Genomic DNA, 25,336 nt, shown 5'->3' with positions numbered 1-25,336 from the left:
CGTTATGTGGTCCTTACATACCCTCAGAACCCCAACAGAGCCTGGACGCGGAGCGCGACGGCCAGGTTGAGGCGCGTTTCGGGGTCCTCCAGATCGACGCCGCTGATCTCACGGATGCGGTCGAGGCGGTAGCGCAGCGTGTTGGGGTGGACTCGCAGGCGCTGCGCCGCCTGCTGCTGCTCCCCCGTCTCCAGGTAGGCCCGCAAAGTGGGCACCAGGCTGCCCTTGCGCGCCGTGTCGTGCTCCATCAGCGGCCCCAGATGACGGCGGCTGTAGTCGATGAGGCGCTCGTCGGTGACCGCCGCCAGCAGGCCGGTGAGGCCCAGCTCGGGGACGGCGATGACCTGGCCCCAGCGCTTGAATCGGGCCAGCGAGTCCATGACGGCTATGACCTCGCGCTGCGCGCTGGCGATGCCGGCCGGCGCTTCCGCCGGCCCGCTGAAGCCGACGGAGACCGTGAACCCCGGTTTCCAGTCGGCGATCGACTGCTTGACCTGCAGGCCGAGCGCGTGCCCGCGCGCCTGGTGGTTGCCGCCCTCGGTGCCCAGCGGGAGCAGTGAGACGACGCTGTCGGAACGCCCCTGGACGAGGGCCCGTGGATAGCTCGTCCGCACCACGCCGGTGACCCGGCGTAGGAACTCGCGCTTGAGCGCCTGGATCGCCTCCTCCGAGATCTGGCGCGCACGGTTGAAACCGCGGAAGTCGTCGATGTCGACGAGCATCACGATGTGGTGGCCGTGGAGGGGGTAGCCGAGGTGGCGGGCGCGGCGCTGCGCGGCGGCCTCGTCACCGTAGGTGCCGTGCAGCAGGTCCTCCAGGAACTCCCCGCGCACCCTGCCCTCGACCTCGGACAGCTCGCGCTCCTTGGCCACCGCCAGCGCCAGGACCAGGGCCGCCTGCTCGATGGCCATGAATGCGAGCTCCTCGTTGGCCGGCGGGTGATCGAGGACTGAGATGTAGCCGAGTACCTGGCCGGCGGCCAGGATGGGCGCGATCAGGCGCTCGCGGGACATCCCGACGTGTGGGAACGCGGGCACCTTGACCGGGCCACGCTTGGCCTCGATCTCCCGCAGCATGCGCTGGATTTGCGGGTCGTACAGGACCCGCTGCGGCGTGCCCTGGCGGAGGATCGTCTCCTTGCGATGCGGGTCGCCGCTCCCGCCGGCGTGGGCGAGCAGATGGAAGCTGGCGTCCTCGATCACGACGGCGCTCTCGAGCAGCTCGGCGAGGGTGCGGCAGATCTCGCTCACGCCCTTGCCGTCGAGCACCAGCTCGGTGAATCGCCGGTGGATCTCGATCGAGCGCTTGAGGCGCCAATGTTCGGCGTTGATGATGCGCTCGAGCAGCGGCGCCATGAGGTCGATGAGCGCGACGTCGGCGCCGACCGTGAACAGCGGGACGTTCAACCGGTCGGCTTCGGCCAGCATCTGGGGCGGGAGCTTGCGCAGATACGGCTGCGGCCTGACCACCAGGCCCGCGCCTCCGGAATCGGCGATGCGCCCGACCAGCCGGATCTGGGCGTCGGGGTCGTCTTTGATCGGAAAGCCGGTGGTGAACATGAGATCGCCCGCGCGCGGCTGGACCTCGGGCTGCTCCATCGAACGCACCCATTCGACCGTGCGGTCGAGTCCCTCCCCGCCCGCGACCAGCTTCGCGTTGGCAAGCGCTCCCGTGCGCATGACCTCACGCACCGTGGGCCGGGGCTCGACCAGGGCCTCCGGCTCTTTCCTGGTCACCATGACCCCAGCTTAGGGTGTGGGCGGAGGACAAGCAACCACGCTCAAGGGTTGTACGGCGATCACTAGGACTATTTCGACGCAATGCGTAATCTTGTGTCATGACCCACGAAGACGCCCCGGCTTGCGATCGCCACGAGCAGGCAGTGCCGATGCGGCTGCAGACCATGCACTCCGATGCATCCCGACCCCAGACCGTCGTCGGGCTGTACGAGTGCCCGGTGTGCGGCTACGAGCGAAGGTTTCCGATCCGGACCGGCGAAGCGGCCTAGCGCTCCGCCGGTCGGCCGTCAGGCTTCCGCGATCAGTTCTCTGAGCACCAGCGGCAGGATGCCGCCATTGTGCATGTAGCCCGATTCGGTCTCGTTGTCGACGCGTGAGCGAGTCTTGAACGTGGTCTCCTTGCCATCGTCGGCGACCGCTTGGACCTCGACCTCCTGGCCCGGCTTGTTCGCGTCGAGCCCACGGATGGTGTAGCGCTCGCGGCCGTTCAGGCCGAGTGATTGCAGGTTCTCGCCGCGCGCGAACTCGAGCGGCAGGACGCCCATACCCACCAGGTTGGAGCGGTGGATTCGCTCGAAGCTCTCGGCGATGACCGCGCGCACGCCCAGCAGGAGCGGACCCTTGGCCGCCCAGTCGCGTGAGGAGCCAGAGCCGTACTCCTTGCCCGCGATCACGATGAGGGGCACACCCTCGGAGCGATAGCGTTCGGAGGCGTCAAAAATCGTCGTTTCTTCTTCTTCGGCGCCCAGGTACAGGGTCCAATAGCCCTCGCGCTCGACCAGCTTGTTGCGCAGGCGGATGTTGCCGAACGTGCCGCGCGCCATGACCTCGTGGTTGCCGCGGCGCGATCCGAAGCTGTTGAAGTCCGGCCTCTGAACGCCGTGCCCGATGAGGTAGCGACCGGCCGGACCGTCCACGGGGATCGAGCCGGCGGGCGAGATGTGGTCGGTCGTCACCGAGTCGCCGAGGACGGCAAGGACGCGCGCCCTCTCGATATCGGGCAGCGGCAGCGGCCGCGGAGCGAAACCCTCGAAGTACGGCGGCTCCTTGACGTAGGTCGACTTTTCGTCCCACTGAAAGATGGGCCCTGTCGGCGCCGCCATCTGCTTCCAGTGCTCGTCGCCCTCGAAGATGCGGGAGTACTCGCGCTCGAACATGTCCTGCTGCACGACCTTCTGGACGACGGCGCTGACCTCGGCCGGGGAAGGCCACAGCTCCGAGAGCATCACGGGCTTGCCGTCCGGCGTCTTGCCGATCGGGTCCTTGGTGAGGTCGATGTGGACCGTGCCGGCGAGGGCATATGCGACCACCAGGGGCGGCGAGCCGAGGTAGCTGGCCTTCACCAGCGGGTGGATGCGGGACTCGAAGTTGCGGTTGCCGGACAGGACGGCGACGACGCTCAGGTTGTCCGCGGTCACGGTGGCCTCGACCTCCGGGGTCGACAGCGGACCCGAGTTGCCGATGCATGTCGTGCATCCGTATCCGACCAGGAAGAACCCGAGCTTCTCCAGCGGCTTCATGAGGTCCGCCTTCTCCAGGTAGTCCGTCACCACCCGCGAGCCGGGGGCGAGGCTGGTCTTGACGTAGGGATGGACCTTGAGGCCGAGCTCGACGGCCTTCTTGGCCAGCAGGCCGGCGGCGACCATCACGGACGGGTTGGAGGTGTTGGTGCAGCTCGTGATCGCGGCGATCACCACGCAGCCGTTGTCGAGCTCGGCGGAGGGGTCGGCGGCCAAGGCGACCGCCCCGCGGTCGGGGACCGGTCCGCCCTCACCGGTCAGACGGGAGAGCGAATCGTTGCTCGGCTCGGGGCCGTTGCCAAACGCCGACGTGAAGCTCTCCCAAACGTGCGGCAGCGAGGCGCGGTCCTGCGGGCGCTTGGGGCCGGCCAGGCTCGGCTCGACCTGGCTGAGGTCGAGCTCCAGCAGCTCGCTGAACTCAGGGATGGGGTCGCCGTCCTTGCGGAACAAGCCCTGTTCCTTGGTGTAGCGCTCGACCAGGTCGATCTGCTCGTGGCTCCGGCCGGTGATGTGCAGGTAGCGCAGCGTCTGCGCGTCGACCGGGAACAGCGCCGACGTGGCCCCGTACTCGGGGCACATGTTGCTCATGGTGGCGCGGTCGGGAACCGCCAAGCTGGACAGGCCGTCGCCGCAAAATTCAACGAACTTCTCGACCACGCCGTGCTTGCGCAGCCGCTCCGTGAGCGTGAGCACGAGGTCGGTGGCGGTCGCTCCGGCCGGCAGGGCGCCGTGGAAGCGGACTCCGACCACCCTCGGCGTCGCGAGGTAAGCGGGCTGGCCCAGCATCGCCGCCTCGGCCTCGATGCCGCCGACGCCCCAGCCGAGCACGCCGAGCCCGTTGACCATCGTCGTGTGCGAGTCGGTTCCCATCAGGGTGTCGGGGATCGCGACCTTGCGGGCCCCGAGGTCGCGGATCTGCACCACCTTCGAGATGTATTCGAGGTTGACCTGGTGGCAGATGCCCATGCCCGGCGGGACCAGCGAGAAGTTGTGAAACGCCTGCTGCGCCCATCGCAGGAGGGCGTAGCGCTCGAAGTTGCGCTCGATCTCCTTTTCGATGTTGCGCGTGTAGGCGTCGCGGAAGCCGAAGGCGTCCACCTGCACCGAGTGGTCGATGATCAGGTCGACCGGGACGAGCGGGTCGACCTTGCCCGCGTCCTTGCCGGCACGCTTCATCGCCGAGCGCATGGCCGCCAGGTCGACGACCGCGGGCACGCCGGTGAAGTCCTGCATGAGGACTCGCGCGGGCAGGAACGGGAGGTCGGCGCCCTGGGGCGGGGCGGCGGGCCAGGCCGCCAGCGCGGCCACGCTCTCCTCGCGCGCGGTGCCGGCTTCGGCCAGCCGGATGAGGCCTTCGAGCAGGATCTTGACCGTCATCGGCAGCCGGTTGGGATCGTGCAGGCCCGCCTTCGGCAGCGCGCTCAGTGAATAGAAGTCGAGGTCGGTGCCAAGGAGTGGGGAGCGGTTGATGGTCATATTCGAATCGTACAAGCCCGTTCGAAGCGACTCAGCGGCGGGCGGAGGCGCGACGCGCGGCGCGCATCGCCTCCGCGATGCTTCGCGCCCCGCCGGCCTGCTCGATCTCCTCGAGCGATTGCGGCAGCGCCAACCGCCAGTTCGGTCGCTCGGTCGTCGTCCCCGGAACGTTGGGCCGCTCCTCGACGCCGAGCGCGTCTTCCAGCGCCGCGAGCACGATGCGCGATCGCGCGTGGGCGAGCTTTCGGTAGGCGGCGACCGCGACCTCGACGGGCGGGGTCCCGTCGGGAAGGCCGGTGGTATCGGTGAGGTGGCGGCGGAGGTGGTGCTGGCGCTCGTCGGGCTCGGTGAGGTTCCAGATCCCCGCCACGGTCGGCAGATCGTGCGTGCCGATGGCCGCGACGGACTCACGCGGCCAGCGCTCGGGTGGCGATGACTCGAACCACAGGAGCCGGTAGGACAGCACGCCGGCACGCCGCAGACGGCTCCGCACGGATGGCTCGACCAGGCCGAGGTCCTCACCGACGACGAAGGTGTTGGCGCGCCGGCTCTCCCGGGCGAGGAGGGCGATCATCTCGGCGCCGGGGTAGCGCACGTACGCGCCGCCCGCCGCGGTCGCTCCGCCGGGGATCCAGAACAGGCGGAAAAGACCCATCACGTGGTCGAGGCGCAGGCCCGCCGCATGCCTGGCGGTGCTGCGCAGCGTCTCGAGGAACGGCTCGAAACGCGCGCGCCGAAGCTTCCAGGGGTCGAAGGGCGGCATGCCCCAGTCCTGGCCGTCAGGGAAGAAGAAATCCGGCGGCGCGCCGACTCGTAAGTCGGGCGCCAGGAGGTCCTGCCAACGCCAGGCGTCGCATCCGTCGGCGGCGAATCCGACCGGTACGTCGGTGACGAGGCCGATCTCCCTGGCGGCGCGAGCGAGCTGGCGGTCGAGGTGGAACTGCACCCACCGGTGATAGGCCACGCGATCGGCGAGCTCGTGGCGCCGGCGGGCGACCCCCTCGCCGCGTGGATGGCGCAGGTCGGACGGCCAGTCGCGCCAGGCGGGTCCATGCACCTCCGCGATGGCGCTGAAGGTCGCGTAATCCACCAGGGCTCGGCCTTGCCGCTTGACCCAACCGGCCAGTCCCGCGGGCTGCGGATCAGCTCGAAAGATCATCTCGAGCGCCTGCGACTTGAGGCGGAAAACCTCGTCGTGGTCGATGAGCCGGTGGCCGTTCAGGGCCTGCGCCGCGGCGCGGAGCGGGCCGAGCTGAGCGGCGCAACGGTCGGCTCCGGGCACCTCCTCCACTCGCAGGTAGAGGGTGTTCAGGAACCGGCGCGATGAGGCGTAGTAAGGGCACGGCTCCTGGGAGGCGGTCGGCGGCTGGGCGCTGAGAGGATTGATGAGCAATAGCGATGCGCCCTGGCCGCGCGCCCAACGGCCGAGGCGGCGGAGGTCGGCGAGGTCGCCGATGCCCCAGCTGTCGCGGGACCGCACCGCGTAAACCTGGGCCGCCCAGCCCCAGGCGCGGGGAGGCGGAGGCTCGCACCGGTCCAAAGGCACCGCCAGGCGTCGAGCGCGCGGCGGGCGGGCGGCCGCCGCGCCCATCGCGGCGAGGATCGCCGCCTGGGTCTGCGGCTGCGTCTCGACGGCGTCGCCGCGGTAGCCGAAATACCTCGGCAGAATGCCCCAACGCAGCGCGCGGCCGATGCCCTCTCCCCCCGGGGAGAGGTCCGGTGAGGGGGAATCGTCTCCAGCGCCCTCTCCTCCCGGGTCCAGGTCCGGTGAGGAGGAGGTCCGCCGCATGGTGGGAAGTATCGTGCCAGCGCCAGGAGCCTGGTGCTGGCGCCGGCGGCGTAGGATGCGGCCATGGCCGTCGCCGAAGGTCTCGAAGTCGCCGGCTTCCTGAAGGCGCAACCAAAGAAGCTCTTCATCGGCGGGAAGTGGGTGGAGTCGGCCTCCGGCAGGACGTTCGCCACCATCGACCCGTCCAACGGGGAGGTTCTCGCCACGGTGGCGGAGGCGGGCGCCGAGGACGTCGACCGTGCGGTCGCCGCCGCCCGGCGGGCCCACGACCGCGGCGTGTGGCGCGACCTGCCGCCGGCGGAACGAGCCAGGGCGTTGTGGCGCGCGGGCGACCTGATCGAGGAGCGGGCCACCGAATTCGCCCAGCTCGAAAGCCTCGACAACGGCATGCCGATCAACGACGCCATGCTCTTCCACGTCCCTCTCACCGCCGCCACCTTCCGCTACTACGCGGGGTGGGTGACCAAGCTCGACGGCGGGACGCAGCAGACCTCGTTCCCGGGCAAGTACCTGAGCTACACGTTGCGGGAGCCGGTGGGCGTGGTGGCCCAGATCATCCCGTGGAATTTCCCTTTGTTGATGGCCAGTTGGAAGGTCGCGCCGGCGCTCGCCTGCGGGAACGCGGTGGTCTTGAAACCTTCCGAGGAAACGCCGTTGAGCGCGCTCCTGCTGGCGGAGATATTGGAAGAGGCGGAGATCCCCGCCGGCGTCTTCAACGTCGTTCCGGGTCGGGGCGAGACGGCCGGGGCGCGGCTGGCGGCGCATCCGGATGTCGACAAGATCGCGTTCACAGGGTCGACCGAGGTCGGGAAGTTGATCGCGAAGGCCTCGGCGGAGAGCAATCTCAAGCGCGTCAGCCTCGAGCTCGGCGGTAAGTCGCCCAACATCGTCTTCGCCGACGCCGACCTGGCGCGAGCCGTGTCGGGGGCGTTCCTCGGGATCTTCTTCAACCAGGGTCAGGTCTGCTCCGCCGGTTCGCGGCTGTTCATCCAGGAAAAGGTGTACGAGCAAACGGTCGACGAGCTGAGCAAGAGCGTCCGGGACCTGCGCCTCGGGCCCGGGATCGACCCCATGACGCAGATGGGACCGCTCGTCTCGAAGACGCAGATGGAGCGGGTGCTCGGGTACATCGGCGACGGCAATCAAGAAGGGGCAAGGCTCGTCACCGGCGGCGGGCGGGAAGATGCCCTTCCTGCCGGCTACTTCGTCAAGCCGACGGTGTTCGCCGATGTCGACGGGCGCATGCGGATCGCGCAAGAGGAGATCTTCGGACCGGTCGTCGCGGCGATCCCGTTCAGCAGCGAGGAGGACCTGGTGGCGAAGGCCAACCGCAGCGTCTACGGGCTGGTCGCGGGGGTGTGGACCAACGATGTGAAGCGGGCGCATCGGGTGGCGCATGCGCTCCAGGCGGGGACGGTGTACGTCAACTGCTATCACGTCGCCGATCCGGCGACGCCGTGGGGCGGGTACAAGCAGAGCGGGTGGGGGCGGGAACTGGGTCCTTACGCCCTCGATCTCTATACCGAGATCAAGAACGTGATCGTGGACATCGCCTGACGGCGACGAGATCTACTCTTCGTAGCCCAGGTTCGGCCGGAGCCAGCGCTGCGCCTCGGCAAAGGGGATCTGCTTGCGGCGGGCGTAGTCATCGACCTGGTCGCGGCCGATCTTGCCGACCATGAAGTACTTCGATTGCGGATGCGCGAAGTACAGGCCTGAGACCGCCGCGTTCGGGGTCATGGCGCCTGACTCGGTCAGGCCCATGCCGATCGAGCGCGCGTCCAGCAGGTCGAACAGCTTGTGCTTCTCCGAGTGGTCAGGGCACGCCGGGTAGCCGAGAGCGGGGCGGATGCCGCGGTACTTCTCCGCGATCAGCTCTTCGCCCGAAAGCCTCGGCCCGGTGTCGTACCACTCGCTGCGAACCGACTCGTGCAGGTACTCCGCGAACGCCTCCGCCAGGCGGTCCGCGAGCGCCTTGGCCATGATCGCGCTGTAGTCGTCGTGCTCGGCGGCGAAGTGCTCCGCGAGCTCGTCCGAGCCCAGGCCGGCGGTGACGGCGAACGCGCCGATGTGGTCGCCCTGCTCGGCGACGAAGTCGGCCAGTGAGAGATATGGCTTTTCGTCGCCGTGGTCGACCTGCTGCCGGAGCATCGGGAACCGCACTCCGCCGTCCAGGACGACGTCGTCGCCCTCTCTTCGCGCCGGCCAGTACCCGTACGCGCCCTTGGCTCGAAGCCAGCCCTTGGTCTGGATCTCGTCCAGCAGCTCCTCCGCGTGGCTGAACAGCTCGCGTGCCGCCGCGCCATGGGTCGGACTCTCCAGGATCGCGGGGAACTTGCCCTTGAGCTCCCAGGCGTGGAAGAAGAACGTCCAGTCGATGTAGGCGCGCAGAACCGACACCTTGGGCTCGACGAACTTCGTGCCTGTGAACGGCGGGACGGGCAGGTCGTCGAAGTCGAGCTTCATCCGCCTGGCTCGCGCCTCAGCGAGCGTGATGAGGCTGCGCCTGGAGCTCGAGTGCTGCGCCCGCAGCTTGTCCTGCAGCGCCCGGTTGTCCCGGTCGAACCCGCCGCGCCGGTCCGCGTCGAGCAGGTTGGAGACGACGCCGATGACACGCGAAGCGTCCAGCACGTGCACGGTCGAGCCGCTGTAAGCGGGTGCGATGCGCACCGCGGTGTGCTGCTTGGACGTGGTCGCTCCGCCGATGAGCAGTGGGATCTTGAACTCCCGGCGCGTCATCTCCTTGGCCACGTCGACCATCTCGTCCAGGGATGGGGTGATCAGGCCGGAAAGCCCGACCAGGTCCGCGCCCAGTTCGATCGCGGTGTCGAGGATCTTGTCGACCGGCACCATCACGCCGAGGTCGTGGACCTCGTAGTTGTTGCATGCGAGCACGACCCCGACGATGTTCTTGCCGATGTCGTGCACGTCGCCCTTGACGGTCGCGAGCACCAGCTTGCCGCGCGCCCGCTGGACCGTGGTGCCGGCGGCCGCTGCTTTTTCCGCCTCCATGAACGGCTCGAGGTAGGCGACCGAGCGTTTCATCGCTCGCGCGCTCTTGACCACCTGCGGCAGGAACATCTTGCCGGCGCCGAAGAGGTCGCCGACGACCTTCATGCCGTCCATCAGCGGACCTTCGATCACCAGGAGCGGCCGGCCGTACTTGAGACGGGCCTCCTCGGTGTCCGCCTCGATGAACTCCACCTCGCCGTGCAGCACCGCGTGGGCGAGCCGCTCCTCCACCGTGCCCTCCCGCCACGACAGGTCGACCTCGCGCTTGGCGCCGGCGCCGGAGACCGATTTCGCGAAATCCACCAGGCGCTCCGTGGCGTCGGGTCGGCGGTCGAAGATGATGTCCTCGACCAGCTCGAGCAGGTCCTTGGGAATGTCTTCGTAAACGGCCAGCTGGCCGGCGTTGACGATCCCCATGTCCATGCCGGCGCGGATGGCGTGATAGAGAAAGGCCGAGTGGATCGCCTCGCGCACGCGGTCGTTGCCGCGAAAAGAGAAGCTGAGGTTGGACACGCCGCCCGAAATGCGGACGCCGGGGCAGCGCTTCTTGATCTTGCCGATCGCCTCGATGAAGGCTTTCGCGTAGCCGGCGTGCTCCTCGATCCCGGTCGCGATGGCCAGGATGTTGGGATCGAAAATGATGTCCTCGGGTTGGAATCCCGCCTGCTCGGTCAGGAGCTTGTACGCGCGCGAGCAGATGCTCACCTTGCGCTCCACCGTGTCCGCCTGGCCCTTCTCGTCGAAGGCCATGACCACGACGGCCGCGCCGTACTCGCGCACGCGCCGGGCCTTGTCGAGGAAGGGCTGATCCCCTTCCTTGAGGCTGATCGAGTTGCAGACCCCCTTGCCCTGCAGGCACTTCAGGCCCGCTTCGAGGACGGACCATTTGGAGCTGTCGACCATGACCGGGATGCGGGCCACCTCGGGCTCGGTCGCGATGAGGTTCAGGAAGCGGACCATCGCCTTCTCCGAGTCGAGGAGGTCGGCGTCCATGTTGACGTCGATCAGGTTGGCGCCCCCGCGGACCTGGTCCAGCGCGACCTGCACCGCGCCCGAGTAATCGCCGCTCTCGATCAGGCGCCGGAAGCGGATGGAGCCCGTGACGTTGGTGCGCTCCCCGACGACGACGAAGCCCGAGTCGGGGCCGATCTCGAACGGCTCCAGGCCGCTGAAGTGCGACCGGCGGGCCGACCGCTTCGGCAGCTGCCGCGGCGGGATGTCCGCCACCGCCTGGCGCAGCTGGCGGATGTGCTCGGGCCCGGTGCCGCAGCACCCGCCCGCCGCGTTGAGGAAGCCGGCTTCAGCGAACTCCCTCAACAGCCGGCTCGTCATCGGCGGCTCCTCGTCGTAGCCGCCAAAGGCGTTGGGCAGACCGGCGTTTGGGTAGCAGGTGACGTAGGCGGGAGCGACGCGTGAGAGCGCCGCGATGTAGGGGCGCATCTCGGTCGCCCCGAGCGAGCAGTTGATGCCCGCGGCCAACGGCTCCGCATGCTCGACCGACGTCCAGAACGCCTCGACCGTCTGGCCCGACAGGTTGCGGCCGCTGCGGTCGACGATGGTCACCGACACGAAGAGCGGGAGCTCCGGCGCGACCTCTTTGACCGCGGCGATGGCGGCCTTGGCGTTCAGCGTGTCGAAGATCGTCTCGATGAGCAGGATGTCCACCCCGCCCTCACGGAGACCGCGCGCGGCTTCGGCGTATCCCTCCCGCAGCTGGTCGAACGTGACGTCGCGATACGACGGGTCGTCGACCTTGGGCGAGAGGGACAGGGTGACGTTGGTCGGCCCGATGGAGCCGGCGACGAATCGGTTTTCGTACGCGTCGGCCGCCTGGCGCGCGAGCCGTGCCCCTTCGAGGTTCATCTCGTACGCGACGTCCTCGAGCCCGTAGTCGGCCTGCGACACCCGTGTCGCGGTGAAGGTGTTGGTGGTGATGATGTCCGCGCCCGCTTCCAGGTATTCGCGGTGGACCTTGGTGACCAGGTCTGGCTGCGTCAGGCAGAGCACATCGCTGTTGTTCCGCAGCGGCTTCGGATGGTTGCGGAAGCGCTCGCCGCGGAAATCGGCGTCAGCAAGGCCCTTGCGCTGGAGCATGACGCCCATCGACCCGTCGAAGATCACGATCCGCTGCTTGAACAGCTGATCGAGGCGCTCTCGGACCCGGATTGCGACCGCCATTGAGGGATAAGACTACGGAGTCAGTCCCCGACAGGGCTCCAGACCTGGAATCGGCCATCGTCGTACAGCAGCTGCCGGCCGCTTTGGGGGATCGCGTCGATGGCGGCCTGGCGCCCGGCCGGGCGGGTCGGTCCGTCGATGTAGGGCTGGTGATCCAGGACGATGTAGCACGCGCCGCCGAGCCGGTCAGGGAAGTCGTTGATGGTGTGCCGGTTCGCGAGCCAAACGGCCAGGCCGTCGTCGGCTGAGACAGGGGCGTTGGCCGGGATCATCGACGTCGCGCTCTGGAGCTCGGCGACGGTGTTCGGCTGCGAGTAGAGACTGGGCTCGGCCCCGAGCGCCGGCGGCCAACGTCCGGTGCCCCACCCCAGCATCAGGGCCGGCAGGATCGCGATCAGGGCGGTGGCGGGCTGGATCGAACGCAGCTCCAGGAACCTGCGCGCGCCGGCGCCACCCGCGACGAGCAGCGGGAACAGAAGCGGCAGCACGTAGTGGAATTGAAGAGCCGCCTGCGGGGTGTGGCTGCTGAGGACGGCGGCCAGATAGGGTGGGACGGCCAGCAGCAGCCACCGTGGCGCCAGCAGCGGCAGCGCGAACATGGAGGCGATGACGGCTGAGACCACCAGGAGCGCGCTCGGCTGGATGATGGCTTGGAGGACCGTGGTGAGCGAGGGGTGCAGGGAGGGGTCGAGCCCCACCAGCCACCGGTAGTACGCGAAGTCGGTATCGCCGTGGTCGAGGAGGTGCTGCTGGACGACGCCGGTGCCGATCAGGAACCATGCGCCCGCCAGGTACACGATGAACCGCCAGTGCCGGCGCACGTGGGGAGCTCCGTGGCCGGCCATCAGCAGCCCGATGACGAACACCGTGTAGACCTGGTCCTCCTTGCACATGAGCACGAGCACGCACAGGAGCCACATCGCCACCCGACGTCCACGAATCCCCGCCCACGCGGCCAGAAGCGCCAGCGCCATCGCCATGTCCTCGGGCTGGAAGAAGTCCCGGGAGGCTTCCTGGATGGCGGCCCAGAAAGGTATGGGTGCGGACAGCGCGATGGCGAGCCACGGTGACGCCGGCCGCTCGTCTGGGAGGAGCGAGCGGAAGAAGACGTAGGCGGCCGGCCCGGTCGCGGCCAGGCCGGCGGAGGAGAAGATGAGCAGGACCGCGGGATTCGGCCACAGCTTCTCGACCGCGGCGAGCACGACGAGGATGGGCTCGAGGTGAAGGCCGAGGAGATCGGCGCGGGCGAAGCTCGAGTAGAAGCCCTGGCCGGCGGAGATGCTCCAGACGACCTGCTGGTCGTAGGCGAGATACCAGGCGGAGCCGGTCATGCCGTACATGCGCTGGAGCTGGCCGTGCAGCGTCCAGGTGAAGGCGATGGCCGCGGCCAGCAGCGGCAGGGTGGGGAAGATCCACCACGCCACGGGCCGAGCCTGATCGAGGCTCTTGCCGCTCATCTGCATCGCGTCGATGCGCATGGCGAGCCGAGCTTAAGCGATGGCCGTCATTCCCCCGTCAGCGCACCAGCTCTTCCGCAGCGGTTCGGGCCGGCTCGGCCGGGGCGCGGTAGGTGGCGAGGGCCGAGCCCAAAAGGACCAGGACGAAGCCGGCGCCCATGCCGGTGGTGAAGGTCTCCCCGAGCACGGCGATTCCCAGCGCTGCCGCCACCGCGGGGTTGATGTAGGTGATCACCGTCGCCCGCACCGGTCCGATCTCCGCGATCAGAGCGAAGAAGAGCAGGAAGGCGAGCGCCGTGCAGACCAGGGCGAGCACGACCACCGACGCGATCACATCGGCGTGTGGGGTGGAAGGCGGCCATTGGAGCGCCGCGACGGGGGCGTACGCGATGGCGCAGATCGCGAGCGAGAAGGCGGTGACGCTCACCGACGACAGCCCGTTCAGGTGGCGGGCGAGGATCGCGGGCCCGGCGGCATAGCCGACGACGACCAGGCCGACCTCGAGCAGCGCTATCCAGCTCGATGCGTGCAGGTCGAAGCCGACGATCGCTGTGACGCCGACGACGCCGAGCAGCAATCCGGCGACGGTGGCGGCGCCGATCCGGTCGCGGTTGCCGAGGCCGAAAGTGATCACGGTCCCGACGAGCGGTACTGCGGCGATCAGCAGCCCGGCGAGGGAGCTGGAGATGTGCTGCTCGGCGCTCGCGAGGAAAAACCAGGGCACGCCGATCTCGGCGATGGCAAACGCGAGGAGCGGCCGCCACTTGGCGAGGACTGCGCGCAGGTCGCCGCGCGAGAGCGCGACCGGCACCAGCACCAGTGCGGCGAGCCCGGTGCGCATGAAGACCAGCGTGGCTGGGGAGAGCCCGCCGACCGCGATGCGGATGAAAAGATACGGAATGCCCCAGATCACGCACATGGCGACGAACAGCAGGAGGCCGCGGCGGGACATCGGGACATCACCTTAGAGGGTCGGCGGTCGCGCCGCGATCGCTACAGGGCTTGCTCGATGACCTCTTTCAGCACCGCGGCCTGGTTGTGCTCCTCATCCCTGGCCCCGAACAGCAGGACCAGGTGGCCGGTGCGCGCGAGCAACGCCAGCTCCTTGAGCATGGGGAGCTTGCTTTCGAGCTCCGCTTTGTAACGCCGCTGAAATTCCGGCCATTTCTTCGGGTCGTGGCTGAACCAGTGGCGCAGCTCGGCGGACGGCGCGACGTCCTTGGCCCAGCGGTTGAGCGCCAGCGAATCTTTGGTCACGCCGCGCGGCCACACCCGGTCGACCAGGACCCGGATCTCGCCCGGGTCGGTCTCGGTTTCGTAGAGCCGGCGGATCCGTACGCGCGGCCGCTCGGGCATCCGCCCCTCGTCGTCCAGTAGGTGGGCAAAGCAGGGCGGGTCGCCCATGCGATCAGGATGCCACGTTCGCGGATCGAGCGTCCCTAACGGCTATCCGGCACTTGAGCCGCGGTCGCGCAGGCGGGTCGAGCAGCTCGGCGGGTCGACGATGTCTTGAGACAGGCTCCACTATGTCGTGAGACATGAGTTTGGTGGACCCGAGGGGATTCGAACCCCTGGCCTCGTGAGTGCGATTCACGCGCTCTCCCAACTGAGCTACGGGCCCACGTGCGGCCGGGCGCGCGCAGAGCGCACCTGACTATAGGGTGGAACGGCCAGTATAGCCCGGGACGTTTTGGCATCCGGGTCGGGAACAACTGCCACCCGGGCGGCGATTCCTATACTCGCGAGATGTCGTTCCTCTTCAAGGGCAAGCGCGTGCCGGAGGGCGTAGATCCGGGGCGCATTCCCCCCGGACAGACGCTCACCGCCCCGGAGCGGTGGCCGCTCCTGCACTTCGGACCGGTGCCCAAGACCGACATCGCGACGTGGGACTTCAAGGTGTTCGGAGCGGTCGCCAACGAGCTGACCCTGGATTACGGCGAGTTGCGAGCGCTTCCCTCCAAGGAGGTCGTCGCAGACATCCACTGCGTCACCGGATGGAGCCGGCTCGGGGACAGGTGGAGGGGCGTGCCGATTCGCGAGATCCTGGCCCGGGTCAAACCCACGCCTGCGGCGAAGTACGTCAACGCCCACTGCGAGTACGGGTACACGACCTCGGTGCCGCTGAGCGTTCTCGAGGGCGAGGACAATCTGCTGTGCTACGCCTGGAACGGCCAAGACCTGACCCCGGACCACGGCTGGCCGCTGCGCCTGTTCGTGCCGTCGAAATACTTTTGGAAGTCGGCGAAGTGGCTGCGCGGGCTAGAGTTCATGGAGCGCAACCGGCTCGGTTTCTGGGAGCAGCGTGGATACCACGACGAGGCCGACCCCTGGAAGGAGACGCGGTACTGGTAGCGCCGGCGCAGTAGCCGGGCCGCCGGTCGTCACTCTGACCACCGACTTCGGGTCCGGCTCGCCCCTGGTGGCGGCCATGAAGGGCGTCGTGCTGGCGGGCTGCCCGCACGCGGTGCTGGTCGACGTGAGCCACGAGGTGCCGCGCTTCGACGTTTCCGCCGGGGCCTTCATGCTCTTTGCCGGCACCCGCCACTTCGGCGCCGGCTCGGTGCATCTGGCGGTGGTGGATCCTGGGGTCGGGAGCTCGCGCCGGCGGCTGGTGATTCGCGCCGGCGGGCGGTATTACGTCGGACCGGACAACGGCCTGTTCGCTATCGTCATCGAGGAGGTCGGGCTGCAGGCCTGTGTCGAGCTGGCGCCGAGACCTCACGGCGCGCCGACGTTCGAGGGTCGCGATGTGTTCGCGCCGGCGGCGGCGGCTCTGGCGTCCGGGGTGCCGATGGAATCCCTGGGGCCGCCGACGAACGCCCCCCAGAACCTCTCGGATCCGTCGCCTCGAGTGCTGTGGATCGACGGCTTCGGCAATCTGGTCACGAACCTGAAGCCGCCCGTGCGGCGCATGCGCATCCACAACCACGACATCACCGCGTCGGCGACGACGTACGCCGAGGCGCGTCCCAACGAGCCGTTCGTCTATCTGGGGAGCATGGGGTACCTGGAGATCGGCGTGCGGGAGACACGCGCGGACCGCATGCTGGGCGCTCGCGCGGGGATGCGCATCGAGCTGATCTAGCCGGCTCCCGTCTCTGGTTCTCCGCGGCTTTACAAGCGGGGTTGGCGGATCAAGCTGGCGCCGGTAGCGTTGCGGGCGCTGTGGTTCGAGTCGCCTGCCTGCTGATCCCCCTCTGCCTGGTGGGTTGCTCGAACCCGGCCCAGGCCGCGGATTACGCCGGGCGCGCGCAGGGCGCATCCGGCATGGTGCCGGCTGTGGGGGCTTCCGGCGGCGCGGAGGCGGTGCGATTGTGGCAGGACGCGAGCATCTTTCAGCTGGTCGGTGGTCTCATCGGGTCGGCTCACACGCGGGTGCTGGTCGAGATGTACGAGCTCGGCCGGGCCGACCTGGTGCAGGAGCTGGGGGCCGCGAGGCGGCGGGGGGCGGAGGTGCGCGTGATCACCGACCCGACGGTCGGCGCCAGCCGCCGCGGCGCCGCGGTGCTCGACTCGCTGGCCGTGCCGGAGCGGGCGTATCCCGTCGACGGCGGGCGTCACCAGATCGACCACGTCAAGCTGCTGATCGCGGACGGAGAGGCCGCGGTCGGCGGTATGAACTGGGGCCGGCACAGCGATCGCAACCACGATTACGTTCTCGCGACGCGGGTCAGGGCCGAGGTCGACCGGCTGGTGAGGATCTTCGACCAGGACTGGAACCTGGCCGGGGGGCGTCCTGCGCCGCTGCGCGCGGAGGCGGCGGAGGTCGCACAGACCGCGCCGGGCGAAGAGATCCGGGCGATGCTGGAAGCGGCGCTGAATCACGCGTCGCAGCGGGCGCTGGCCGAGGTGTACACGCTCACGGATCCGGAGGTGATCGCCGGGCTGGTGTCGGCGCACCGGCGCGGGGCACTGGTTCGCGTCCTGCTCGATCCCAACCAGGCATACAACCGGCACGCGTATGAGGTGCTCAGGGCGGGAGGCGTCGAGGTGCGGTGGTACCCCATCCCAAAGGGCGCGCTGCTGCACGCCAAGATCGGTCTGTTCGACGGCGAGCTGGTGCTGGGCTCCGCCAATTGGACCCGCAGCGGCCTGGGCGTGAACCACGAGCTGGACATCGAGACGGGTGACCCGGTCGCGCGGGCGGCGTACGCGGCGCGGTTCGCCGCGGACTGGGAGCGGTCTGGTGGCCTGGCCGGCTAGCTCTGGACTGGAGGTCCCGACGATCCGGCGGCCGGCGGAGCCGACGAGCCTGGCGACGGGGGACCCGAGGTGGGCAGGGTGCCGAAGCTGACCTGCGGCACCGCGCGGTCGCCGTCGTCGGCCTGGAAGAAGCCGAACGCCTTGAAGCCGAGGGCGCCGGCGATCAGCGACGTCGGGAGGGTCTGCAGCTTGATGTTGTAGTCACGCACGTTGCCGTTGTAGAAGCGGCGCGAGAACTCGATCTTGTCCTCGGTGGCGGTCAGGGTCTCCTGAAGGTTGGTGAAGGCGGAGATCGCCTTGAGGTCGGGGTAGTTCTCCGAGACCGCGAACAGGCTGCGGAGGCTCTGGCTGAGCACGTTCTCGGCCTGTCCGATCTTGGTCGCATCGCCAGTGGCGCCGGCGGCGACGGCGTTGGCGCGGGCGTTGGTCACGGCCTCGAGCGTTCCACGTTCGTGGCCGATGTAGCCCTGCACGGTGTTGACCAGGTTGGGGATGAGGTCGTGGCGGCGCTTCAGCTCGACGTCGATCTCGGACCAGGCTTCCTGGGTCCGGTTCTTGGCCGCCACCAACCCGTTGTAGGTGAGGACGAGCCAGATGACGACGACAACGGCGATCGCAAGCACGATCCAGCCCATGGCCTGCCTAACCTAGGCGTGCGCCCGGCGCTGCCAACGAGTCTTCTTCAGCATTTTCTTGTGCTTGTGCTTGCGCATCTTCTTGCGCCGCTTCTTGATTACAGAGCCCAATCCAACTCCCAGACACGCGTGATTTATAAGTGGGTCCAAGGCTTCGGCCGAAGTGCGCTGGGCGCGCGCCCGACCAAGCCTGGGGAATCATACCGCAAGGCAGGACAGGGTCGGCGGCGGGGGTTCAATCCAGGGACGTGACCCCGTAAACCGCAACCGCGCCTAAACTCGATCCCGATGTACTTCACGGACGACCACGAGGAGCTCCGGCTGCACATTCGCAAGTTCCTCGAGAAAGAGGTCCAGCCGCACCTCGAGGAGTGGGAGGAGAAGACCTTCCCGGACGCCATCTTCAGACGGTTTGGCGAGCTGGGCTTTCTCGGCCTGCGCTACCCGCCCGAGTACGGCGGGCAAGGCGGCGACTACTTCTCGGCGGTCGTGCTCTCGGAGGAGATGGCCAGGGCGGGATGCGGCGGCCTGGGCATGGCGGTCGCCGTCCAGGCGGAGATGGCGACGCCGCCGGTTTTCAGGTTCGGGACCGAGGAGCAGAAGCGAAGGTGGCTCGTCCCCGCCGTCCGGGGCGAGCAGATCGCGGCGCTGGCCATCACCGAGCCCGACGCCGGCTCGGACGTGGCGGGCATCACCACGGTGGCCCGCCGCGACGGCGACCACTACGTCGTCAACGGCCGCAAGATCTTCATCACCAACGGCGCTCGCTGCGACTGGGCGCTGGTGGTGACCAAAACCGCCCGCGAGCGCGGCCACAAGGGCTACAACCTCTTGGTCGTCGAGAAGGGCACGCCCGGGTTCGAGGTGACCCGCACGCTGCAGAAGCTCGGGATGCACTCGTCGGACACCGCCGAGCTGCTGTTCGAAGACTGCCGCGTCCCCGCCGCCAACCTGATCGGGGACGAGGGCGACGGCTTCAAGAACCTGATGTGGGAGCTGCAGGGCGAGCGGATGATCGCGGCCGCGGGCGCGATCGCGGGCGCCACCCGGGTGTTCGAGTACACCATGGAGTACGCGCGCAACCGGCAGGCGTTCGGCCAGCCGATCTCACAGTTCCAGGTGATCAAGCACAAGCTCGTCGACATGGGGACGAAGATCGCCGCGGTGCAATCGTTCGTCTACCAGACGGCGCAGCAGTGGAACCAGGGCGAGTACCCGGTGCGCGAGATCTCACAGGCCAAGCTGCTGGCGACGCAGGCCGCGTGCGAGGTGGCGGACGAGGCGATTCAGATCCTGGGCGGGCACGGCTACATGCGCGAGTTTCCGGTCGAGCGTGCCTGGCGCGACGCTCGCCTCGCGAGGATCGGGGCCGGGACCGACGAGATCATGAAGGAGATCATCGCCAAGACGTACGGCCTGTGAGAGCCCGGCGCAAGCCGCGATTTCGCGGCGGCTCCTGAAGATGCGGGCCGTGCTGTTTGCGGGCTGCGAGCCGGCGGTCGCGGCCGGGGTTGACGGCAGGATCCTGGCCGTGGGACCCGGCGCCCGCGCCGCCGCCGGCCGTGGTGCCGAGGTGGTGCGCCTGCGCGGGCGCGCCTGGCCGGGCCTGATCGACACTCACATCCACCTGGAAGGCCTCGCCGAGCGGAACTTGAACGTCGAGCTGGGCGGCGCGCCAAGCCTGAAAGAGGTGCTGGCGCGGGTGGCACGGCGGGCCGCACGCCTGCCCAAAGACGGGTGGGTGGTGGGTGCCGGCTGGGACAACGACGCGTGGTCCGACCCGGCTTTTCCGACCCGCGAGCACCTGGATCAGGCAGCGGGCGGACGTCCGGCCTACCTGCGGCGCAAGGACGGCCACTCCGCGTGGGTTTCGAGCTCGGCGCTCCGGCTGGCGGGCATCGGCCGCGGATCGGTCGACCCGCCGGCCGGCGTCATCGACCACGACGAGCTGGGTGAACCGACCGGCATCCTGCGGGAGACGGGGATGCAGCTGGTCGCCGGCATCGTGCCGCGGGCGGGGGAGGCGGAATTCGACGCGGCGATGGCCCGGGCGCTGGCCGGCCTGGCGCGGCTGGGCTTGACGTCGGTCCATTCGATGGACAGCGCGCGGGGGTTCGGCTCCCTGCAGCGGCTCGGCGGACGCGGCTCGCTGCCGGTCCGCGTCACGTACAACCTTCCGGCTGCCGACCTGGCCGGGGCCGAGCGGCTGGGCGTCCGCTCGGGTTGGGGCGACCAGTGGCTGCGCCTGTGGGGTGTCAAGGCGTTCCTCGATGGATCGCTCGGCAGCCGCACCGCGGAGATGCTCGACGGCGGCGGCAACTCTCGTTTAGAGCAGGCGGAGCTGGTCGATCTGGTCGACCGATGCGCCCGCGCCGAGCTCAACGTCTGCCTCCACGCCATCGGAGATGGAGCGGTGCGGAGGGCGCTCGACGCGCTGGCGCCACACCGCGATGCGTGGCGCCGATGGCGGCCGCGCATCGAGCATGCCCAGTGCGTCGATCCAAAGGACATGCGTCGCTTTGCGCGGTACGGAGTAATCGCCTCGATGCAGCCGGTCCACGCGGTGGCGGACCGTGATCTCGCCGACGCGATGTGGCCGCGCGTCACCGGGCATTCGTACGCGTGGGGCGCGCTCGATCGCGCGGGTGCGCGATTGGCGTTCGGCTCCGATGCGCCGGTGGAGACGGCCGACCCGCTGGCCGGCATCGACGCCGCGACCGGGTGGCGGCGCCGCGCGGCCTGGCATCCGGAGCTGGCGCTGTCTCGCGCCGCGGCGCTGCGCGCCTACACGTCCGGCGCGGCGTATGCCGTCGGAATGGAAAAGGACCTGGGCACGTTGCGACCGGGGAAGCTGTGCGACATGACGGTCGTCGATGGCGGGGACGTGGTGGCGACGATTGTCGGCGGCCGCGTCAGCTGGCTGCGAAAGCTTTCCGCAGCTTCGCCGCGGTCTGCAGCAGGTGCTCGTTGACGACTTTGACGTCGCCCACCACAGGCATGAAGTTGGTGTCGCCGTTCCAGCGCGGAACGACGTGAAGGTGGACGTGGTCGGGCATTCCCGCCCCGGCGACCCGGCCGATGTTGGCCCCGACGTTGAAGCCTTCGGGATTCAACTCCGCCTTGAGAACCGTGATCGTCCGCCTCACCGCACCCATGAGGGCGGCCGTCTGCGCGTCGTCGAGGTCTTCGAGGCCGCCTCTGTGCGCGACCGGCGCGACCATCGCGTGGCCGGCGTTGTAAGGGAATTTGTTCAACATCACGAGCGCGCCTTCAGGCCGCCACAGGACGAGCTCGGCATCCCGGTCGTCGGGATGCTCGATGACACGGCAGAACAGGCAGCCGGGTCTCGGCTCGTCGGTGACGTACCGCATGCGCCAGGGCGCCCAAAGTCGTTCCATTGATCGTCCTTTGATCTACGTCCTTCTCTTGGTCATGGTCACTGCCGTCTGGGGCTGGACGTTCGTCCTGGTCAAGGACGCCATCACACAGTACCCGACCCTGCCGTTCCTGCAGCTTCGCTTCGCCCTCGCGCTGATCGTCATGGTGGCGCTGGTCCGCCGGCTGCCGACGCGCCGCGAGCTGTGGGTGGGCCTGGTCGCGGGCGCGGTGCTGGCGGGCGGTTACGTCACCCAGACGGTGGGCCTGGCCGCCACCAGCCCGGGCAACGCTGGCTTGATAACCGGGCTGTTCGTAGTGTTCACGCCGCTCATCAACCGCTTCTTCGGCGCGCCGGTGCACTGGTGGACGTGGTGCGCGGTCCTGGGCTCGCTGGCCGGGATCGTGATGCTCACGGGCGGGCCGTCGGGCATGGGCATCGGCGAGATCCTGGTCCTTGCCTGCGCCGTCCTGTTCGCGCTGCACATCGTCCTGCTGAGTCACTGGTCGCCCAGCCTGCCCGCGGCGCCGCTGGCGATGGTGCAGATGGGAAGCTCAGCGCTGATCTTCAGCGCCGCGGGGTCGTGGTCGCTGGGGCCTCCGAGCGGCGGCGTGTGGGCGGCGATCCTGATCACCGGCGTGTTCGCTTCGGCGCTGGCCTTCTACATCCAGACCTGGGCCCAGGCGCACATCGACGCGAGCCGGACGGCGCTGATTCTGGCCACCGAACCGGCGTGGGCCGTGGTGGCCGCGGTCCTGTTGGCCGGCCAGCGTTTCGGCCCGGTGCAGGCCGCGGGCGCCGTGCTGGTGCTGGCCGCGATCGTGGGCCACGAACTCGCGCCCCTAAAATTCAAACCTCAGCATGAGCGGGCCCAGGCGTAGCGCGTACATCCCTCAGGACCTCGAGCCGAAATGGCAGAAGGTGTGGGCCGACCGCGGGGTGATGAAGGCGTCGGACGGATCACCGAAACCGAAGTACTACGACCTGGTCATGTACCCGTACCCTTCCGGCAACCTGACGGTGGGCCACGCGCGCAACTATGTGATGGGCGACGTGCTCGCGCGCATGAAGCGGATGCAGGGCTTCGAGGTGCTGCACCCGTTCGGTTGGGACGCGTTCGGACTGCCCGCCGAGAACGCCGCGATGAAGCGCGGTGGACTGCACCCGGAAACCTGGACGCAGGACAACATCGCGAAGGGCCGGCGGGAGCTGACGATGCTGGGCATCCTCTACGACTGGGATCGAGAGGTCACCAGCTGCCTCCCGGACTACTACCGCTGGACGCAGTGGCTGTTCCTCCTGATGCACGAGCGCGGGCTCGCCTATCGCGCGATGGCCCCGGTCAACTGGTGCCCGGTGGACAAGACCGTGCTCGCCAACGAGCAGGTGATCAACGGCCGGTGCTGGAGGCACCCGGACGTCGAGGTCGAAAAGCGCGACCTGGAGCAGTGGTTCCTGAAGATCACCGACTATGCCGACAGGCTGCTCGACGACCTCGAGCTCCTCGACAAGTGGCCGAACAAGGTTCGCGTCATGCAGACGAACTGGATCGGGCGCAGCCAGGGGGCCGAGGTCGACTTTCCGGTCGCCGGCATGGAGGGCGAGACGGTGCGCATCTACACGACGCGACCGGACACGCTGTTCGGAGCGACGTTCATGGTCCTGGCGCCGGAGCACCCGCTCGTCGATAAGGTCACCACCGATGCCTACCGTGCGCGGGTCCAGGAGTACGTGGAGACGGCGCGCAGGGCCACCGAGATCGATCGACTTTCGACGGAGCGCGAGAAGACCGGCGTGGCGACCGGTGGATTCGCCGTCAATCCGGTCAACGGCGAGCGGATCCCGATCTGGGTGGCCGACTACGTGCTCATGACCTACGGCACCGGGGCGATCATGGCCGTGCCCGCCCACGACGAGCGGGATTTCGTGTTTGCGACGACGTACGGGCTTGCGATTCGTGAGGTGATCACACCTCCGAGCGGGCCGCAGGGCACTTTGAGAGAGGCGTACGTCGGACCCGGCGTGATGGTCAACAGCGGTGAGTTCGACGGCTTGGACACCACGACCGGCTTCGAGGCCGTGTGCGCGTGGCTGGAGGCTCATGGCAAGGGCACCCGCGCGGTCAAGTACCGCCTGCGCGACTGGCTGATATCGCGGCAGCGCTACTGGGGCTGCCCGATCCCGATGGTCTACTGCCCGGTCGACGGCATCGTCCCCGTGCCCAAGGACCAGCTGCCGGTCGTGCTGCCCAAGGAGTACAGGCCGCTGCCGGACCAGCCTGAGTTCTGGCGGACGACATGCCCGGTGTGCGGGGGCGAGGCGCGGCGCGAGACGGACACCATGGACACTTTCGTCGACTCGTCGTGGTACTTCCTGCGCTACGCGAGTCCGAAGGATTCGACGGCGCCGTTCGACCCCGAGCTCGCCAACCGCTGGATGCCGGTCGACCAGTACACGGGGGGCGTCGAGCACGCCATCCTGCACCTGCTCTACTCGCGCTTTTTCACCAAGGTGCTGCACGATGCGGGGCTGCTCGATGTTTCGGAGCCCTTCACGCGCCTCTTCAACCAGGGAATGGTGAAACGGTTCGGCCAGGTCATGTCGAAATCGTTGGGTAACGGCGTCTCGCCCGATGAGCTCGTGGCGGCGCAGGGCGCGGACGCGGGGCGGATCTACGAGATGTTCATCGGTCCGCCCGAGGAAGACGTCGAGTGGACGGATGCCGGGCTCAACGGCGTCGTGCGCTTCCTGCAGCGCGTGTGGCGGTTGGTGCTCGAGCCGGAGTCGATCGTGGTCGAGGGCTCTGGCGCGGACGCCGCTGCTCTGCGCCGCAAGGTGGCGCAGACGGTGAAGAAGGTGACGGAGCACTACGACGAGCTGCGGTTCAACACCGCGGTGGCGGCGCTGATGGAGCTCGCCAATGCGATGCAGGACTACGCGCAGCGGGGCGGCGTGCGGGACTCGGGGTGGGACGAGGCGGTGCGGGTGCTCGTCAAGCTCCTCAACCCGACGGCGCCGCACATATGCGAAGAGATGTGGGAGAAGCTCGGGGAGAGCGGCTTGCTGGCGGATGCGTCGTGGCCGGTGTTCGACGCGGTGGCGGCGGCCGAGCCGATGGTGACGCTCGTGGTCCAGGTCGGAGGCAAGCTGCGCGACCGGCTCACGGTGGACGCCGGGTTGTCCGAGGCGGCGGCGCTCGAGGCGGCGATGGGCAGCGAGCGGGTGCGGGCGGCCCTGGACGGACGGGGGCCGTCGAAGGTCGTCTACGTCCAGGACCGGCTGATCAACCTGGTTCCCTGATCTCGCCGGCGCGGCCGGCTATGGGACGGCCTCGCCCGCTATTGCTGAGGGACGGGCACCCGGATGCCTGAGTCCAGGACGTAGCTCACGATCAGCCTGGACCCGGACGTGACCGTCACGGCCGGCGGACCGCTCACGATGCGCATGTAGGTCTTCATCCGGACCTTCCAGGTGGCCGCACCCAGCTCGATGGAGTAGTTGCCTTCTGAATCGGTGACGGCGCCCCGGGTGGTGTCGCCGCTGGTGAAATCCAGCTCGAGGCCAGGGACGGGTCTGCCCGCACACGGCTTGGCGGCCGACTCGACCGGCGCGCACGGCACGGCGACCACATTGCCGCTGACCGTCCCAGAGCCCCCCGGCTCCACACCCGGAAACCGATACGCGCCGCATGCGGCGGTCACCAGCAGCAGGCCGAGCAGGAGCGCGTGCCTCATCGAATGACCCAACGCTCGCGGCCGCGCGGAGGTCACGCCGGCCTCTGATCCGGTGTGCGCCTCGCGGTACTGTTGTCACTCGCGCGCTCCGCGGTAGCCAAGCTGGTAAGGCAGGGGACTTTGGATCCTCGACCGAAGGTTCGAATCCTTCCCGCGGAACCATCCTCGCCGGCGCTGGATTTACAGGCAGGGTTCCCGCCACGCGAGTTGCCCCCTA

At 68.7% G+C, this 25,336-nt stretch carries 19 protein-coding genes and 2 tRNA genes; 9 read left to right on the top strand and 12 right to left on the bottom strand.

Annotation, left to right across the window (positions count from 1 at the left end; all coding sequences use genetic code 11):
• Window positions 1-23 precede the first annotated feature (23 nt).
• From EPN29_11615 to malQ, 3 genes are all read right to left on the bottom strand, one after another.
• Entirely contained in the window at window positions 24-1,739 is a 1,716-nt protein-coding gene (locus tag EPN29_11615; protein ID TAN31848.1) for a PucR family transcriptional regulator, read from the bottom strand.
• 287 nt (window positions 1,740-2,026) lie between these two features.
• Window positions 2,027-4,735, bottom strand: a complete 2,709-nt coding sequence (acnA, locus tag EPN29_11610; protein ID TAN31847.1) for an aconitate hydratase AcnA — start codon at window positions 4,733-4,735, stop codon at window positions 2,027-2,029.
• 31 nt (window positions 4,736-4,766) lie between these two features.
• Window positions 4,767-6,524, bottom strand: coding sequence for a 4-alpha-glucanotransferase (malQ, locus tag EPN29_11605; GenBank protein ID TAN31846.1), 1,758 nt, complete (start codon window positions 6,522-6,524; stop codon window positions 4,767-4,769).
• Window positions 6,525-6,587: 63 nt separating this feature from the next.
• On the opposite strand from malQ, the gene EPN29_11600 reads away from it, so the two are divergent.
• Complete coding sequence (locus EPN29_11600) at window positions 6,588-8,081, top strand: aldehyde dehydrogenase family protein (protein ID TAN31845.1); 1,494 nt, start codon at window positions 6,588-6,590, stop codon at window positions 8,079-8,081.
• Window positions 8,082-8,093: 12 nt separating this feature from the next.
• On the opposite strand, the gene metH is transcribed toward EPN29_11600, so the two are convergent.
• The 5 genes from metH to EPN29_11575 form a co-directional block, all read right to left on the bottom strand.
• Window positions 8,094-11,714, bottom strand: coding sequence for a methionine synthase (gene metH, locus EPN29_11595; protein ID TAN31844.1), 3,621 nt, complete (start codon window positions 11,712-11,714; stop codon window positions 8,094-8,096).
• 20 nt (window positions 11,715-11,734) lie between these two features.
• Complete coding sequence (locus EPN29_11590; protein ID TAN31843.1) at window positions 11,735-13,192, bottom strand: DUF2079 domain-containing protein; 1,458 nt, start codon at window positions 13,190-13,192, stop codon at window positions 11,735-11,737.
• Between the two features lie 37 nt (window positions 13,193-13,229).
• A complete protein-coding gene (locus tag EPN29_11585) occupies window positions 13,230-14,123 on the bottom strand; it encodes a DMT family transporter (GenBank protein TAN31842.1) in 894 nt (297 codons plus the stop codon).
• A gap of 41 nt (window positions 14,124-14,164) precedes the next feature.
• Window positions 14,165-14,527 carry a DUF488 family protein gene (locus EPN29_11580; protein ID TAN32004.1) on the bottom strand — a complete coding sequence of 121 codons (363 nt, stop codon included), beginning with the start codon at window positions 14,525-14,527 and terminating at the stop codon, window positions 14,165-14,167.
• Between the two features lie 189 nt (window positions 14,528-14,716).
• A tRNA-Ala gene (locus EPN29_11575) sits at window positions 14,717-14,792 on the bottom strand.
• 125 nt (window positions 14,793-14,917) lie between these two features.
• Here EPN29_11575 and EPN29_11570 point away from each other — a divergent pair.
• The 3 genes from EPN29_11570 (at window position 14,918) to EPN29_11560 (ending at window position 17,374) form a co-directional block, all read left to right on the top strand.
• A complete protein-coding gene (locus EPN29_11570; GenBank protein TAN31841.1) occupies window positions 14,918-15,523 on the top strand; it encodes a sulfite oxidase-like oxidoreductase in 606 nt (201 codons plus the stop codon).
• A complete protein-coding gene (locus tag EPN29_11565; protein ID TAN31840.1) occupies window positions 15,474-16,256 on the top strand; it encodes a hypothetical protein in 783 nt (260 codons plus the stop codon). The genes EPN29_11570 and EPN29_11565 overlap by 50 nt, the downstream gene beginning before the upstream one ends.
• An 80-nt stretch (window positions 16,257-16,336) precedes the next feature.
• On the top strand, window positions 16,337-17,374 hold the full coding sequence (locus EPN29_11560) for a phosphatidylserine/phosphatidylglycerophosphate/cardiolipin synthase family protein (protein ID TAN31839.1): 1,038 nt from the start codon (window positions 16,337-16,339) through the stop codon (window positions 17,372-17,374).
• On the opposite strand, the gene EPN29_11555 is transcribed toward EPN29_11560, so the two are convergent.
• Both EPN29_11555 and EPN29_11550 read right to left on the bottom strand, forming a co-directional pair.
• The gene (locus EPN29_11555) at window positions 17,371-18,009 is read right to left on the bottom strand and encodes a LemA family protein (protein TAN31838.1); all 639 of its coding nucleotides are present in this window, start codon (window positions 18,007-18,009) and stop codon (window positions 17,371-17,373) included. The two genes, EPN29_11560 and EPN29_11555, sit on opposite strands and share 4 nt — an antisense overlap.
• A 12-nt stretch (window positions 18,010-18,021) precedes the next feature.
• Complete coding sequence (locus EPN29_11550) at window positions 18,022-18,120, bottom strand: AURKAIP1/COX24 domain-containing protein (protein ID TAN31837.1); 99 nt, start codon at window positions 18,118-18,120, stop codon at window positions 18,022-18,024.
• 177 nt (window positions 18,121-18,297) lie between these two features.
• Between EPN29_11550 and EPN29_11545 the strand changes: the two genes are divergently transcribed.
• Entirely contained in the window at window positions 18,298-19,431 is a 1,134-nt protein-coding gene (locus EPN29_11545) for an acyl-CoA dehydrogenase (GenBank protein TAN31836.1), read from the top strand.
• Window positions 19,432-19,471: 40 nt separating this feature from the next.
• On the top strand, window positions 19,472-20,980 hold the full coding sequence (locus EPN29_11540) for an amidohydrolase (protein ID TAN31835.1): 1,509 nt from the start codon (window positions 19,472-19,474) through the stop codon (window positions 20,978-20,980).
• On the opposite strand, the gene EPN29_11535 is transcribed toward EPN29_11540, so the two are convergent.
• Window positions 20,922-21,407, bottom strand: a complete 486-nt coding sequence (locus EPN29_11535) for an HIT domain-containing protein (protein TAN31834.1) — start codon at window positions 21,405-21,407, stop codon at window positions 20,922-20,924. The two genes, EPN29_11540 and EPN29_11535, sit on opposite strands and share 59 nt — an antisense overlap.
• Here EPN29_11535 and EPN29_11530 point away from each other — a divergent pair.
• Together EPN29_11530 and EPN29_11525 are read left to right on the top strand one after the other, a co-directional pair.
• Window positions 21,328-22,266, top strand: a complete 939-nt coding sequence (locus tag EPN29_11530) for a DMT family transporter (GenBank protein ID TAN31833.1) — start codon at window positions 21,328-21,330, stop codon at window positions 22,264-22,266. The two genes, EPN29_11535 and EPN29_11530, sit on opposite strands and share 80 nt — an antisense overlap.
• The gene (locus EPN29_11525) at window positions 22,247-24,685 is read left to right on the top strand and encodes a leucine--tRNA ligase (GenBank protein ID TAN31832.1); all 2,439 of its coding nucleotides are present in this window, start codon (window positions 22,247-22,249) and stop codon (window positions 24,683-24,685) included. Before EPN29_11530 ends, EPN29_11525 begins: the two co-directional genes overlap by 20 nt.
• Window positions 24,686-24,723: 38 nt before the next feature.
• Here EPN29_11525 and EPN29_11520 read toward each other — a convergent pair whose 3' ends face one another.
• Window positions 24,724-25,119: a hypothetical protein gene (locus EPN29_11520; protein TAN31831.1), complete on the bottom strand. Its 396-nt coding sequence runs from the start codon at window positions 25,117-25,119 to the stop codon at window positions 24,724-24,726.
• A gap of 87 nt (window positions 25,120-25,206) precedes the next feature.
• Between EPN29_11520 and EPN29_11515 the strand changes: the two genes are divergently transcribed.
• Window positions 25,207-25,281: transfer RNA gene (locus EPN29_11515), tRNA-Gln, on the top strand.
• The last annotated feature ends 55 nt before the right edge of the window (window positions 25,282-25,336 follow it).

It is taken from the genome of bacterium (assembly GCA_004299235.1).
In the GTDB taxonomy this organism is placed as follows: domain Bacteria; phylum Chloroflexota; class Dormibacteria; order Dormibacterales; family Dormibacteraceae; genus SCQL01.
The sequence above is the reverse complement of the archived record's forward strand: the minus strand, read 5'-3'. Positions and strand labels throughout refer to the sequence as shown.